Below are 13,174 nucleotides of genomic sequence, written 5' to 3' on the forward strand. Positions count from 1 at the left end.
CCATGCCCGACCAGTCCATCCCTCAGGCCCGCACCTGCGCCGAGGTGTCCGAGGCGTCCGAGCCCACCGGCGGCCACGGCATCTCCCGGCGGGCCCTGCTCGGCACCGCGGGCGCCACCGGTCTCGTGCTCGGCGCGGCGGGCGGGGCCGTGGGCTACGCCGCCGCCCCCGACCGGGCCACTCCGCTGACCTCGGTCGGCTCCGACCGGGCGATGTTTCACGGGAAACATCAGCCCGGTATCACCGAAGGGCTGCAGGCTCGCGGTCATGTCGTCGCCTTCGACCTGGTGGGGGGCGCGGGCCGCAAGGAGGCGGCGGCCCTGCTGCGCCGCTGGTCGACGACGGCCGAGCGGCTGATGGCGGGTGAGGCCGCGCCGCACGACGACACCGATGTGGCGCGCGACGCCGGGCCGTCCTCGCTGACGATCACCTTCGGCTTCGGGCACTCCTTCTTCGGCAGGACCGGTCTGGAAAAGCAGCGGCCGACCGCGCTGGACCCGCTGCCGGACTTCTCCTCCGACCACCTCGACAAGGCGCGCAGCGACGGCGACCTGTGGGTGCAGATCGGTGCGAACGACGCCCTGGTCGCCTTCCACGCCCTGCGTGCGATCCAGAAGGACGCGGGCGGCGCGGCCCGGGTGCGCTGGCAGATGAACGGTTTCAACCGCACCCCGGGCGCCACCGCGCACCCCATGACGGCCCGCAACCTCATGGGCCAGCTGGACGGCACCCGCAACCCGAAGCCGGCCGACGCCGACTTCGACCGGCGGATCTTCGTGCCCGCCTCGGGCGAGCCCGCCTGGATGGCGAACGGCTCCTACGCCGTCGTACGCCGCATCCGCATGCTCCTGGACGACTGGGAGAAGCTGTCGGTGCCGGCCCAGGAAGCGGTCATCGGCCGCCGGAAATCCGATGGGGCACCGCTGTCCGGAGGCGACGAGACCACCCCGATGGATCTGGAGAAGGCCGACGCCAAGGGCGAGTACGTCGTCCCGCTGAACGCGCACGCCCGGATCACGCGGCCCGACAGGAACGGCGGCGCGGCCATGCTGCGGCGCCCCTTCTCCTACCACGACGGCTTCGACACGGACGGCACGGCGGACGCCGGGCTGCTGTTCATCTGCTGGCAGGCGGACCCGCTGCGCGGCTTCGTACCGGTGCAGCGCAAGCTCGACCGGGGCGACGCGCTGTCGCAGTTCATCCGGCACGAGGCGAGCGGCCTGTTCGCGGTACCGGGCGGGGCGGCGAAGGGCGAGTATGTGGGGCAGCGGCTGCTGGAAGGGTGAACATCCGGATTCAAACCACCCGGTCGTGTGGTGTTCATGGGACACCCAAGCCGCTGCGCCCTGCGCCCATTAGGGTGAGGACATGCCAGCGAGCTATGCGTATCTCGGCCCTGAGGGCACCTTCACCGAGGTTGCCCTGCGGACGCTCCCGGAAGCGGCCACCCGGGAGCTGATCCCGTACGTGTCGGTGCAGTCCGCGCTGGACGCGGTGCGGGCCGGCGAGGCCGAGGCGGCCTTCGTACCGATCGAGAACTCCGTCGAGGGCGGCATCACCACCACCCTGGACGGGCTGGTCGCGGGCGAACCCCTGATGATCTACCGCGAGGTGCTGCTGTCGATCACCTTCGCGCTGCTGGTCCGGCCGGGCACGGACCTCAAGGACATCAAGACGGTCTCCGCCCACCCGGCGGCCCAGCCGCAGGTGCGCAACTGGCTGCGACGGCACCTTCCGGAGGCGACCTGGGAGTCGGCCGCCTCCAACGCGGACGCCGCCCGCCTGGTCCAGGAGGGCCGTTACGACGCCGCGTTCGCGGGCGAGTTCGCCGCCGCCCGGTACGGCCTACAGGCCCTGGAGACCGGGATCCACGACGCGGAGAACGCGCAGACCCGGTTCGTGCTGGTCGGCCGCCCGGCCCGGCCCGCCGCGCCGACCGGCGCCGACAAGACCTCGGTGGTGCTGTGGCAGCGCGACGACCACCCCGGTGCCCTGCGCGACCTGCTCGGTGAGTTCGCCTCGCGCGGGATCAACCTGATGCTGCTGCAGTCCCGGCCGACCGGCGCCGGCATCGGCAACTACTGCTTCTGCATAGACGCCGAGGGCCACATCTCCGACCGGCGGATGGCGGAGGCGCTGATGGGGCTGAAGCGGATCTGTCTCCAGGTGCGCTTCCTCGGCTCCTATCCGCGTGCGGACATCAAGCCGGACGAGGCTCCGGCGACGCGGCCGGGAACCTCGGACGAGGAGTTCGTGGCGGCGGCGGACTGGATGGCGCGCTGCCAGGACGGCCGGTTCTAGCCGGTCCTATCTGCAGGTCATCGTTATCCACAGGGGTTATCCACAGGTGCCCATCTCGACCTGGGGACAAGTCGACAGACAAGGGCGACCAGGTCGACAAATCGCTCTGCAGCCCCCAGATCGGGCCACCGGGGCGTGGGTCACCCTTCGTCCACGCGTTTCCTTTGGTTCATCTTTCGGGGCGACCTTTTTCCACCCGATAGCAGGTGTCGAGGCGTTTTGACCCGGGAATTCTTCCCTCCGTTCCTCACTTCCGGAGTGATCAATTCCGGTGTCCACAGACCTTCCACACAGCCTGTGGATAACTCTTCGGCGGGTGTGGATTTCTGTGGACAACCGGCCCGCCAAGTCCCGTTCCCCCCAAGGGAATCCAGTCAACCGGAGGCCCGGGGGATGCCCCGTCCCAGGGAGTGAGACACTTTTCCTTGACACGCTCGGCAATTACGGCATAACGGAACGTAAGCCGCGAATCAGAACACGTCGGAATAGAGATTCGTGAGCGGCAACCGGGCACCGGTAGCCTTGGCCTCGTGATTGACCTTCGCCTGCTCCGTGAGGACCCCGACCGTGTGCGCGCGTCCCAGCGCGCCCGTGGAGAGGACGTCGCGCTCGTCGACGCTCTCCTGTCTGCCGACGAGCGGCGCAGGTCCTCCGGCGTCCGCTTCGACGAACTGCGCGCCGAGCAGAAGCAGCTCGGCAAGCTGATCCCCAAGGCCACCGCCGACGAGAAGGCCGAGTTGCTCAAGCGTGCCGAGCAGCTGAAGGCCGACGTCAAGGCCGCCGACGCCGAGCGCGACGCGGCCGACGCCGAGACCCAGGAGCTGCTGCTCCGGCTCGGCAACCTCGTCCACCCCGACGTGCCCGTCGGCGGCGAGGAGGACTTCGTCACGCTGGAGACGCACGGCACCATCCGTGACTTCGGTGGCGAGGGCTTCGAGCCCAAGGACCACCTGGAGCTGGGCCAGCTGCTCGGCGCGATCGACGTCGAGCGCGGCGCCAAGGTCTCCGGCTCCCGCTTCTACTTCCTCACCGGCGTCGGCGCGCTGCTGGAGCTCGCCCTGGTGAACGCGGCGATCTCGCAGGCCACGGCGGCCGGCTTCACCCCCATGCTCACCCCGGCGCTGGTCCGTCCCCAGTCCATGGCGGGCACCGGCTTCCTCGGCCAGGCGGCCCAGGACGTCTACCACCTCGACAAGGACGACCTGTACCTGGTCGGCACCTCCGAGGTCCCACTGGCGGCGTACCACATGGACGAGATCATCGACGCCGACAAGCTGCCGCTGCGGTACGCCGGCTTCTCGCCCTGCTTCCGCCGCGAGGCCGGCTCGCACGGCAAGGACACCCGGGGCATCTTCCGTGTGCACCAGTTCGACAAGGTCGAGATGTTCTCCTACGTCGCGCCGGAGGACTCCCAGGCCGAGCACCAGCGGCTGCTGGAGTGGGAGAAGCAGTGGCTGACCTCGCTGGAGCTGCCGTTCCGCGTCATCGACGTCGCCAGCGGTGACCTCGGCTCCTCGGCCGCCCGCAAGTACGACTGCGAGGCGTGGATCCCGACCCAGGGCAAGTACCGCGAGCTGACCTCGACCTCGGACTGCACCGAGTTCCAGTCCCGCCGCCTGTCGATCCGCGTCCGCGACGGAAAGCAGGTCAAGCCGCTCGCCACGCTCAACGGCACGCTGTGCGCCGTACCGCGCACGATCGTGGCGATCCTGGAGAACCACCAGCAGGCCGACGGCTCCGTCCGGGTCCCCGAGGTGCTGCGCCCCTACCTGGGCGGCCGGGAGGTCCTGGAGCCGGTCGCCAGGTGACCGGCTTCCCGTACCGACTGATCGCCACCGACCTCGACGGAACGCTCCTGCGTTCCGACGAGTCGGTCTCGCAGCGCACCCGTGACGCGCTCGCCGCGGCCACCGCGGCGGGCGCGGCCCACATCGTCGTCACCGGCCGCGCGGTCCCGTGGACCCGGCACATCCTGGACGACCTCGGCTACGACGGCCTCGCCGTCTGCGGCCAGGGCGCGCAGGTCTACGACGCCGGCGCGCACCGCCTGCTGACGTCCGTGACCCTGGACCGGCAGCTGGCGGGCGTGGCCCTGGCCAAGATCGAGGCCGAGGTGGGCCCGCTGTACCTGGCGGCCAGCCGGGACGGTCTGGACGGCGAGGTGCTGGTGGGCCCGGGGTATGCGGTCACGGGAAGCCTCCCGGCCACTCCGTTCACCGACGCGTCCGACCTCTGGACGGCCCCGCTCAACAAGATCTACGTACAGCATCCGACGATGGGCGACGACGAGCTGGCGGAGGCCGCCCGGCAGGCCGCCGGAGGCTTCGTCACGGTCGCCATGGCGGGCGCGGGCATCGTGGAACTGCTCCCGCTGGGCCTGTCCAAGGCCACGGGTCTGTCCCTCGCCGCCCGCCGGCTGGGCCTGAAGGCCGCGGACACGATCGCCTTCGGCGACATGCCCAACGACATCCCGATGTTCGCCTGGGCCGCCCACGGGGTGGCCATGGGAGACGCCCACGAGGAGCTCCGCTCGGTGGCAGACGAGGTGACCCTCTCCAGCGAGGAGGACGGGATCGCTGTGGTGCTGGAGAGATTGCTGGCATAGGGCTGCGCCGCCGGGCCTGCTGTCCGTCGCCGGGTGCGGGCCGTGGTGAGCCGCGGTCGCGCAGTTCGCCGCGCCCCTGAGGGGTTGCAGTTCCGTCTGCTCGCGGGGCTCCGCCGGCGCTGCGGGCCGTCGTGCCGCTGGGGCGGCACGGGTGGGCGCAGCGGCGCCTTGTCAGCGCCGAGTCGCGCAACTCGTCCGGCCGCCCCAGCGTAGGTGCCCCCTTGCAAGAGAGGGCCACAGGGAAGGCGGCCCACGCAAGCGCAGCGCTCACGTGCTCGAAGCGGCCGCCCCGGGCTGCCCCTTGGGCTCGACGGTGGGGTAACTACACCGGAGCCGGCCTCGGGCTGCCCTGTCGGGAGCTGGGCGTACTGCCGTGCATGGACATCGCCCACCTCCACTCCCGGTTCGTGACGCCGGGACACTCCCGGCGGATGGGACACAACCACTCTGCCCCGCCGCCGAGTTGGGCGCCACCGAATTACCGGCGGCGCCACCTGCGACGCCGCGCCTTGCTGAAGAACCAGCCCGCCGGCGGCTCGTCGGAGCGCCACGGCTGGGGCTCCGGGTCCTCGGCCCGCCAGCGGGCGGCGAGCATACGGGCCCGGGCGGACGGCTCGGAGGTCTCGGCGGCACGTACGAAGTCCTCGTCCAGGACCGGCCCGTCCCAGACATCGCCCTCGGGCCGCCCGTGCCCGTCGTTCCCCCGTGTCTCCTCTGCCATCAGCGGCCTCCTAGCCGTTCGTCCGCTGTGTTCAGTGTGCCCGGACCGGTATGAACTCCCCGTCAAGCCGCCAAAGGCCTACTCCTCGCCCGCCAGCTTCAGCGTCCGCAGCTTCTGCCCGGCGTACCAGGTGGCCAGCACGGTGACCGCCACCAGCAGCACGGTGGCCGTCGGCAGGCCCACCTCCGAGGTCACCAGGTCCCCGCCGGCGATCTTGTGGGCGACGGCCAGCGACCACTGCTGGACACTCAGCGTGCGCGCACCGGGCACCAGGGAGCCGAACAGGGCCTCCCAGACGAGGGCGTAGACCAGCCCGAAGACCACCGCGTGCCGGGACACCGTGCCGAGGAGCAGGAAGAGCGCGGAGTACGCGATGGAGGAGACCAGTGCGGCCACCGTGTAGGCGACGGCGATCTGCTGGCCGTTGCCGTTGAGGATCAGGCCCGCGATCAGGGTCGGTACCGCTGAGAAGACCATGGTCACGGCGATGGCGACGATCAACTTGGTGAAGATGATCGCGGGCCGCTTCAGCGGCTTGGACAGCAGATAGACGACGGAGCCGTCGTCGATCTCCGGGCCGATCGCGCCCGTGCCGGCGATGACACCGATGATCGGCACCATCGTGGCGATCGCGAAGCCGCCGAGCACGTCCGCGGCGGTCTGGTCATCTGCTCCCGTCAGGCCGCGCACGGCCACGGAGAGCACGATCAGCAGCAGCGGCAGCGCGCCCAGGATGAGGGCCCGGCGCCGGCCGAGCAGGGCCCGGTAGGTGAGCCGGGCGACGGTGGGGTCGTACATCTTGGGCCTCCTACGCCGCGACCAGATACGAGAAGACGGACTCCAGGGACTCGTCGGACGGCGAGACCGTGAGGAGCCGGATGCCGTGGTCCCGGGCGACCTTCGGCAGCAGGGCGGTGAAACGGCCGAAGTCGACGGCCTGGATGCGCAGCGCGCCCTCGGTCAGGTCGACCTCGATGCCGGCCGTGGAGGGGTCGGCGATCAGCGCGGCCGCGAGGACGCGGTCGTCGCTGGAGCGGACCAGATAGCGGTGCGGGCGGTCGGTCATCAGCCGGCGGATCTTGCGGAAGTCGCCGCTGGCCGCGTGCCGTCCGGCGACGACGACCTCGATGTGCCGGGCGAGCTGCTCGACCTCCTCGAGGATGTGCGAGGAGAACAGCACGGTGCGGCCCTCGTCGCCCATCTTCCGCAGCAGGTCCATCAGTTGCATGCGCTGGCGCGGGTCCATGCCGTTGAACGGCTCGTCGAGCAGGAGCAGCGACGGGTCGTGCACCAGCGCGCTCGCCATCTTCACGCGCTGCCGCATGCCCTTGGAGTACGTGGAGATCTTCCGGTCCTGCGCGTACTCCATCTCGACCGTGGCGAGGGCCCGCTGGGCCGCCTTGTCGCCGAGTCCGTGCAACTCGGCGTTGGCGACGACGAATTCGCGGCCGGTGAGGAAGTCGTACATCGCCTCGCGTTCGGGGACGATGCCGATGTGCCGGTAGATCTGCTCGTTGCGCCACACCGGCTGTCCGTCGAGGGTGACGGTGCCGGTGGAGGGGGCGAGGAAGCCGCCCATCATGTTGATCAGGGTGGACTTTCCGGCGCCGTTGGGGCCGAGCAGGCCGGTGACACCGGGGCCGATGGTCATGGTGATGTCGTTGACGGCGACCACGTTGCCGAACCAGCGGGAGACGTGGTCGATGCTGAGCGTGGTCACAGGCCCACCTTCTTGTAGCGGCGCATCAGCAGGCCGTAGCTGCCGGCGATCACAGCGAGGACGACCAGGACGTAGACGGCACCCTGACCGGCCGACGGGTCGACCGCTCCGGGGTTGCGGGCGGTCGCGCCCAGGAAGGCCGACTGGACGCCGTCGATGAGCGTGACGGGCGAGAACAGGCCGATCCACGGGATCGCGCTGGAGTGGTTCTGCACATCGGCGATGGCCTGGAGCGTACTGACCGCGCCGTAGGAGATGATCATGACGGCGATCACCGCGGCGATGCCGAAGCCCCGGCGCGGGGTGACGGCGGCGATGACCAGGCCGATGCCGGCGAAGAGCAGGGAGAGCAGGGCCACGGAGACCAGTCCCTCGGCGAATTCCTTCGTCTGGTGGGCGAAGCCCAGCTTGGACAGCAGCGCGCCCACGTACATCACGAGCAGGGGAGCGGCGGTGAGGATGAAGATCGCCGAGGCGAGCGCGGCGAACTTGGCGCGGACGTAGTCGGCGGTCTCGATGGGCCGCGAGAAGTACAGCGGTACGGTCTTGAAGCGCAGGTCGCGGGAGACGGCGTGGGGTGCCTGCGCGGCGACGTACAGACTGATCACGGCCTGCATCATGATCGCGTAGCGTGTGTAGGCCACCGGCAGTTCGTGGGCCTTGGTGGCGACCGCGACGGCCACCATGATGGCGGCGGGCACGCACATCACCGCGAACAGCAGCATCGGCAGCACCTTGGTCTTGGCCGAGCGGCCGAGGCCGTAGGCGCCGCGCAGGGACTGCGAGTACAGCGAGCGGCGGGCGTAGGCGCGGCCGAGGCGGGGGCCGTCGTAGCCGCGGTAGCCGATGTCGTGGATGCGGGTCTGGTCGCCCGCGGGCGAGGTCAGGGGCTGCTCAACCGCCATGGCCGACGGCCTCCTTCCACTGCTCGTCGTTGCTGTCCTGCTCGTCCGCGCTGGTGAACACCTCGGAGATGTGGTGCCGGCGCTGCTCCATGCGCACCAGGCCGAGCCCGAGGTCGGCGACGACGTCCCGGATCAGGTCGTAGGTCTCCTCGCCCTGGGCGGTCAGCAGCAGGATGTGTCCGGCGCCGGGCAGGCCCGCGCCCTCGGCGTGGGTGTCCACCCCGCGTGCGTGGAGCGCGTCGCGGACCGCGCGGGTGCCGTCCGGATGGGTGTCGCTGTCGGTGACCTCGATCGCGAGGGTGGTCGTGGTCTGGGTGAAGTCGGTGGTGGAGCTGGAGCGCAGCAGCTTGCCGCCGTCGATGACCACGACGTGGTCGCAGGTGCGTTCCAGTTCACCCAGGAGGTGGGAGGTGACCAGCACCGAGATCCCGAACTCGGTGTGGATGCGGCGGATCAGGCCGAGCATCTCGTCCCGGCCGACCGGGTCGAGGCCGTTGGTCGGCTCGTCCAGGAACACCAGTTGCGGGTCGTGCACCAGCGCCTGGGCGAGCTTCACGCGCTGCTTCATGCCCGTCGAGTAGCCGCCGATGGGGCGGTAGCGCTCCTCGTACAGACCGACGTGGCGCAGCGTGTCCGCGGTGCGCTCGCGGGCGGCGGTGGGCGGCAGGCCGGACATGCGCGCCATGTGCACGACGAACTCGGTGGCCGAGACGTCGGGCGGCAGGCAGTCGTGCTCCGGCATGTAGCCGACGCGCTCGCGGATGTCGCCGCCCTTGGCGGCGACATCGAGGCCGAGCACCTCGGCGCGGCCCTCGGTCGCGGGGGACAGACCCAGCAGGATCTTGATCAGGGTGGACTTGCCGGCGCCGTTGGCTCCGACGAGTCCGGTCACACCGGGCCCGATGTCCACGGACAGCCGGTCGAGCGCGGTCACCCGGGGGAACCGCTTGCTCAGGCTTTCGGTCGCGATCACAGTCACGCCTACGAAGGTAGTGATCCGGAGCACGCCGGTCGTCAGACCTCAGAGCCGTCTTCGCGTCAGACCCAGGTATTACGGGGCCCTAGGGGATGCCCTGCCTCAGGGTTACCGCGAGTTGTCCACAGGTCGCCGACCCGCCTATTGACGCCGCCTCTAACAACTGTCACATTCACCAGTGTCAAGTTACGGACACGTACCGCGGTCGGCAGGACGAGTCGACGGCACGACGGGACGGGGCGGCATGACGAGGGCAGTGAGCAGCGAACCCGCCGTGGAACTGGGCGGGTTCAGGCGGGTGCAGCGCCTCGCCTACGAGTGTGCGGAGGCGGTCGCGGCGCGGCTGGAGCCGGGTGTGACCGAGCGCGAGGCGGCGCGGATGCAGCGGGAGTGGCTGCGTGAGCGCGGGGTGCGGGACTGGTTCCACCTGCCGTTCGCCTGGTTCGGCGACCGCACGGCGTTCGTGAACTTCCGCATCCCGCTGCAGTTCTTCCCCACCGACCGCGCCCTGGAGCCCGGGATGCCGTTCATCCTGGACATGGCGCCGGTGTACGAGGGATACACGGCGGACATCGGCTATTCGGGCTCCCTCGGGGTGAACCCGGTGCAGGACCGGCTGATGGCCGACCTGGAGGCGCACCGGGAGCTGATCCTGCGCGAGGTGCGCGAGAGGCGCCCGCTGCGCGAGATCTACGAGGACGTGGACCGGCTGATGGTCCGCCAGGGCTGCGCCAACCGGCATCGCGCGTACCCGTTCGGCGTGATCGCCCACAAGGTGGACCGCGTGAAGCAGCGCCGCTTCTCCCCCCGTCTCTTCGGGTTCGGCACGCAGTCCCTGAAGGGCCTGGCCGCCGACGCGCTGCACGGCCACCGCGAGGGCTGGTCCCCGCTGTGGTCGCCGTACCGCTTCTCGGACCATCCGCCGCAGCCGGGCCTGTGGGCGGTCGAACCGCACCTCGGCTTCCGGGGGACGGGCGCGAAGTTCGAGGAGATCCTCGTGGTCACGGACTCGACGGACCCCGAGGAGAGCGCGTTCTGGCTGGACGACGACCTGCCGCACGTGCGGCGCTGGGCGGAGGAGAAGTGACGGCGGAGGGGACGGGGAACGGGACGGCGAAGGTGACGGCAGACGGAACGGCAGACGTGATGGCGGACGGGACCCTGAAGGGTGCGCGGGAGCGCCGGGTGGCGACCGGCGGGGTCGAGCTGTGCGTGGCCGAGCTGGGCGACCCGGAGCAGCCGACGGTGGTCCTGGTGCACGGTTACCCGGACAGCAAGGAAGTCTGGTCGCAGGTCGCCGTCCGCCTCGCCGACCACTTCCACGTGGTGCTGTACGACGTCCGGGGCCACGGCCGCTCGACGGCGCCCCAGCCGCTGCGCGGCGGTTTCACGCTGGCCAAGCTCACCGACGACTTCCTGGCCGTCGTGGACGCGGTCAGCCCGGACCGCCCGGTCCACCTGGTCGGACACGACTGGGGGTCGGTGCAGTCCTGGGAGTTCGTCACGGTCGGCCGGACCGAGGGCCGTATCGCCTCCTTCACGTCGATGTCCGGGCCCTCCCTGGACCACTTCGGGCACTGGATCAACGCGCGCGTGAAGCGTCCGACACCCCGCAGGGTGGGCCAGCTCCTCGGCCAGGGCGCCAGGTCCTGGTACGTGTACCTGCTGCACACTCCGGTCCTGCCCGAGCTGGCCTGGCGCGGCCCGCTCGGCAAGCGCTGGCCGAAGATCCTCCAGCGGGTCGAGAAGATGCCCACCGGCGGCTATCCGACCTCCTCGCTGCCCTCCGACGCGGCGCACGGCGCCTGGCTGTACCGCGACAACGTCCGCGCCCGGCTGACGAGGCCGCGCCCCGACGCGTACGCGCACGCGCCCGTGCAGCTCATCACGCCCCAGGGGGACGCGTTCCTCTCCGAGCGCCTCTACGACGACCTGGAGCAGTGGGTGCCCCGGCTGACCCGCCGAACGCTCCCGGCCAAGCACTGGATCCCGCGCACCCGGCCCGGCCAGCTCGCCTCCTGGATCGAGGAATTCGTCATGTCCGTGGAAGGCGGCCACCCCGAACCGAAGGCCACCGGCCCCCACGCCGACCGGTTCGGCGGCCAGTTGGTACTGGTCACCGGCGCGGGCAGCGGCATCGGGCGGGCCACGGCGTTCGCTTTCGCGGAGGCCGGTGCACGCGTGGTGGCCGTCGACCGCGACACCGAGGCCGCGGTCCGCACCGCCGAGCTGTCCCGGCTGATCGGCGCGCCCGAGGCCTGGGCGGAGACGGCCGACGTCTCCGACGAGCAGGCGATGGAGAAGCTCGCCGAGAAGGTGCACCGCGCGTACGGCGTGCTGGACGTCCTGGTCAACAACGCGGGCGTCGGCCTGTCGGGCTCGTTCTTCGCCACCACGTCTGACGACTGGCGCAGGGTCCTCGACGTGAACCTGTGGGGCGTGATCCACGGCTGCCGTCTCTTCGGCGGGCGGATGGCCGAGCGCGACCAGGGCGGCCACATCGTCAACATCGCCTCGGCGGCGGCCTTCCAGCCCTCCCGGGCCCTGCCCGCCTACAGCACCTCCAAGGCGGCGGTGCTGATGCTCTCCGAGTGCCTGCGCGCCGAACTCGCCGGGCAGGGCATCGGTGTCACGGCGATCTGCCCCGGCATCGTCAACACCAACATCACCTCCACGGCCCGCTTCGCCGGTGTGGACGAGGCGGAGGAGCGCCGCCGGCAGAAGAAGTCGGCCCGCCTGTACGGCATGCGCAACTACCCGCCGGAGAAGGTGGCCGTGGCGGTCCTGGAGGCCGTGGCCCGCAACCGGGCGGTCGTCCCGGTGACCCCGGAGGCCCGCGGCGCCCACCTCATGTCCCGTTTCCTGCCAGGGGTGTTGCGGCGGATTGCGCGCGTGGAGCCGAGGCTGTGACATGACCGACCCGGCGCCCGGGCGGACCTACCGCATCGAGGACCTCGCCCACCGCACCGCCACCACGGTCCGGACCATCCGTGCCTACCAGGACCGCGGTCTGCTCCCCCGGCCCGAGCGCCGGGGACGGGCCAACGTCTACGGCGAGGCGCACGTCACCCGGCTCCACCAGATCGCCCATCTCCTCGACCGCGGCTACACACTGGCCTCGATCAAGGAGTTGCTGGACGCCTGGGACACCGGCCGTGACCTGGGCGGAGTGCTCGGCCTGGTCGCCGAGGTGGAGGGGCCGTGGACGGACGAGCGCCCCGACCGCGTCACGCGCGCCGAGCTGGACGCCCGCTTCGGCGGCACACCCGACGACGACGCCGTGAGCGAGGCGGTGGAACTCGGTGTGCTGGAACGGATCGACGGCGATCCCGACGCGTTCCTCGTGCCGAGCCCCCAAGAGCTGTCCGTGGCCGTGGAGTTGCACGCCGCAGGGGTTCCGCTGTCCGCGCTCTCGGGCCACCTACGGGAGTTGAGGGGGCAGGTCGAGCACATCGCCGCCCGTTTCCTGGAGTTCACCACCGAGTACGTCTTCGCACGCTACCTGGACGATCCCGATCACCGCACGGACGCGCACGCGGCGGAGGCGGCCTCCCTCGTGCGCCGGTTGCGCCCGCTGGCCCAGAAGACGGTGGACGCCGAACTCGCCCGCGCCATGCGTTCGTCGGCGACGCGGCACCTGCGCACGCACCTCGGTGCCGAGAAGCCCGGGGAGGAGCAGTCCGGCGTCGGTTCGGTCACCCTTCCCGCCAGGACGATCGACGCTGTGGAAGGGCTTGTTGGGCGCGCACACGTTTCCGAGTTCATCGCGCTGGCGGCCGAACGCGAGGTGATGGCACGCGCCTTGACTGGCTTGGCTACAGACGCCGTACGAGAGGGAGAAGTTGGTGAACCGGCCTGAAAGGGACATCACTTGTCCACAGATTCGCCAATTCGCCTGTGGATAACCTTACTTGGTTGTGGATCAAACCTGCGACTCAAAAAAACC

12 protein-coding genes are annotated in these 13,174 nt (G+C 70.7%); 7 read left to right on the top strand and 5 right to left on the bottom strand.

The annotated features are described in order from the left end of the window. The first annotated feature begins 2 nt into the window (after positions 1–2). The 4 genes from efeB (at position 3) to ACZ7GZ_RS09010 (ending at position 4,906) form a co-directional block, all read left to right on the top strand. Positions 3–1,286, top strand: coding sequence for an iron uptake transporter deferrochelatase/peroxidase subunit (efeB, locus tag ACZ7GZ_RS08995; protein WP_471022261.1), 1,284 nt, complete (start codon positions 3–5; stop codon positions 1,284–1,286). Positions 1,287–1,368: 82 nt separating this feature from the next. Continuing rightward, positions 1,369–2,301 carry a prephenate dehydratase gene (pheA, locus tag ACZ7GZ_RS09000; protein ID WP_471022263.1) on the top strand — a complete coding sequence of 311 codons (933 nt, stop codon included), beginning with the start codon at positions 1,369–1,371 and terminating at the stop codon, positions 2,299–2,301. Positions 2,302–2,831: 530 nt separating this feature from the next. After that, entirely contained in the window at positions 2,832–4,109 is a 1,278-nt protein-coding gene (gene serS / locus ACZ7GZ_RS09005; protein WP_471022264.1) for a serine--tRNA ligase, read from the top strand. Further along, complete coding sequence (locus ACZ7GZ_RS09010; protein ID WP_471022265.1) at positions 4,106–4,906, top strand: HAD family hydrolase; 801 nt, start codon at positions 4,106–4,108, stop codon at positions 4,904–4,906. The genes serS and ACZ7GZ_RS09010 overlap by 4 nt, the downstream gene beginning before the upstream one ends. A 478-nt stretch (positions 4,907–5,384) precedes the next feature. Here the strand turns inward: ACZ7GZ_RS09010 and ACZ7GZ_RS09015 are convergent, their stop codons facing one another. The 5 genes from ACZ7GZ_RS09015 to ACZ7GZ_RS09035 all read right to left on the bottom strand — a co-directional run bounded on the left by ACZ7GZ_RS09015 (position 5,385) and on the right by ACZ7GZ_RS09035 (position 9,225). Next, the gene (locus ACZ7GZ_RS09015) at positions 5,385–5,627 is read right to left on the bottom strand and encodes an SGM_3592 family protein (protein WP_471022266.1); all 243 of its coding nucleotides are present in this window, start codon (positions 5,625–5,627) and stop codon (positions 5,385–5,387) included. A 78-nt stretch (positions 5,628–5,705) separates the two neighbouring features. Further along, entirely contained in the window at positions 5,706–6,425 is a 720-nt protein-coding gene (locus tag ACZ7GZ_RS09020; protein ID WP_471022268.1) for an ABC transporter permease subunit, read from the bottom strand. A 10-nt stretch (positions 6,426–6,435) separates the two neighbouring features. Continuing rightward, entirely contained in the window at positions 6,436–7,347 is a 912-nt protein-coding gene (locus tag ACZ7GZ_RS09025; RefSeq protein WP_471022270.1) for an ABC transporter ATP-binding protein, read from the bottom strand. Next, the gene (locus ACZ7GZ_RS09030) at positions 7,344–8,252 is read right to left on the bottom strand and encodes an ABC transporter permease subunit (protein ID WP_471022272.1); all 909 of its coding nucleotides are present in this window, start codon (positions 8,250–8,252) and stop codon (positions 7,344–7,346) included. Before ACZ7GZ_RS09030 ends, ACZ7GZ_RS09025 begins: the two co-directional genes overlap by 4 nt. Next, positions 8,242–9,225 carry an ABC transporter ATP-binding protein gene (locus ACZ7GZ_RS09035; protein ID WP_471022634.1) on the bottom strand — a complete coding sequence of 328 codons (984 nt, stop codon included), beginning with the start codon at positions 9,223–9,225 and terminating at the stop codon, positions 8,242–8,244. The genes ACZ7GZ_RS09030 and ACZ7GZ_RS09035 overlap by 11 nt, the downstream gene beginning before the upstream one ends. A 247-nt stretch (positions 9,226–9,472) precedes the next feature. Here ACZ7GZ_RS09035 and ACZ7GZ_RS09040 point away from each other — a divergent pair, with 247 nt between their 5' ends. Genes ACZ7GZ_RS09040 through ACZ7GZ_RS09050 form a run of 3 tightly spaced genes read left to right on the top strand, consistent with a single transcriptional unit; the run spans position 9,473 to position 13,087 of the window. Beyond that, positions 9,473–10,315, top strand: coding sequence for a M24 family metallopeptidase (locus ACZ7GZ_RS09040; RefSeq protein ID WP_471022275.1), 843 nt, complete (start codon positions 9,473–9,475; stop codon positions 10,313–10,315). Positions 10,316–10,374: 59 nt separating this feature from the next. Continuing rightward, the gene (locus ACZ7GZ_RS09045; protein WP_471022277.1) at positions 10,375–12,138 is read left to right on the top strand and encodes an SDR family oxidoreductase; all 1,764 of its coding nucleotides are present in this window, start codon (positions 10,375–10,377) and stop codon (positions 12,136–12,138) included. Position 12,139: 1 nt separating this feature from the next. Further along, positions 12,140–13,087, top strand: a complete 948-nt coding sequence (locus ACZ7GZ_RS09050; RefSeq protein WP_471022278.1) for a MerR family transcriptional regulator — start codon at positions 12,140–12,142, stop codon at positions 13,085–13,087. Positions 13,088–13,174 lie beyond the last annotated feature (87 nt).

Source organism: Streptomyces sp. NPDC037288 (genome assembly GCF_055603265.1).

Excerpts from the sequence above, each read along its gene's own strand:
- efeB (WP_471022261.1), top strand. The coding sequence starts at position 3 with ATGCCCGACCAGTCCATCCCTCAGGCCCGCACCTGCGCCGAGGTGTCC.
- pheA (WP_471022263.1), top strand. The coding sequence starts at position 1,369 with ATGCCAGCGAGCTATGCGTATCTCGGCCCTGAGGGCACCTTCACCGAG.
- ACZ7GZ_RS09015 (WP_471022266.1), bottom strand. The coding sequence starts at position 5,627 with ATGGCAGAGGAGACACGGGGGAACGACGGGCACGGGCGGCCCGAGGGC.
- ACZ7GZ_RS09020 (WP_471022268.1), bottom strand. The coding sequence starts at position 6,425 with ATGTACGACCCCACCGTCGCCCGGCTCACCTACCGGGCCCTGCTCGGC.
- ACZ7GZ_RS09030 (WP_471022272.1), bottom strand. The coding sequence starts at position 8,252 with ATGGCGGTTGAGCAGCCCCTGACCTCGCCCGCGGGCGACCAGACCCGC.
- ACZ7GZ_RS09040 (WP_471022275.1), top strand. The coding sequence starts at position 9,473 with ATGACGAGGGCAGTGAGCAGCGAACCCGCCGTGGAACTGGGCGGGTTC.
- ACZ7GZ_RS09045 (WP_471022277.1), top strand. The coding sequence starts at position 10,375 with ATGGCGGACGGGACCCTGAAGGGTGCGCGGGAGCGCCGGGTGGCGACC.
- ACZ7GZ_RS09050 (WP_471022278.1), top strand. The coding sequence starts at position 12,140 with ATGACCGACCCGGCGCCCGGGCGGACCTACCGCATCGAGGACCTCGCC.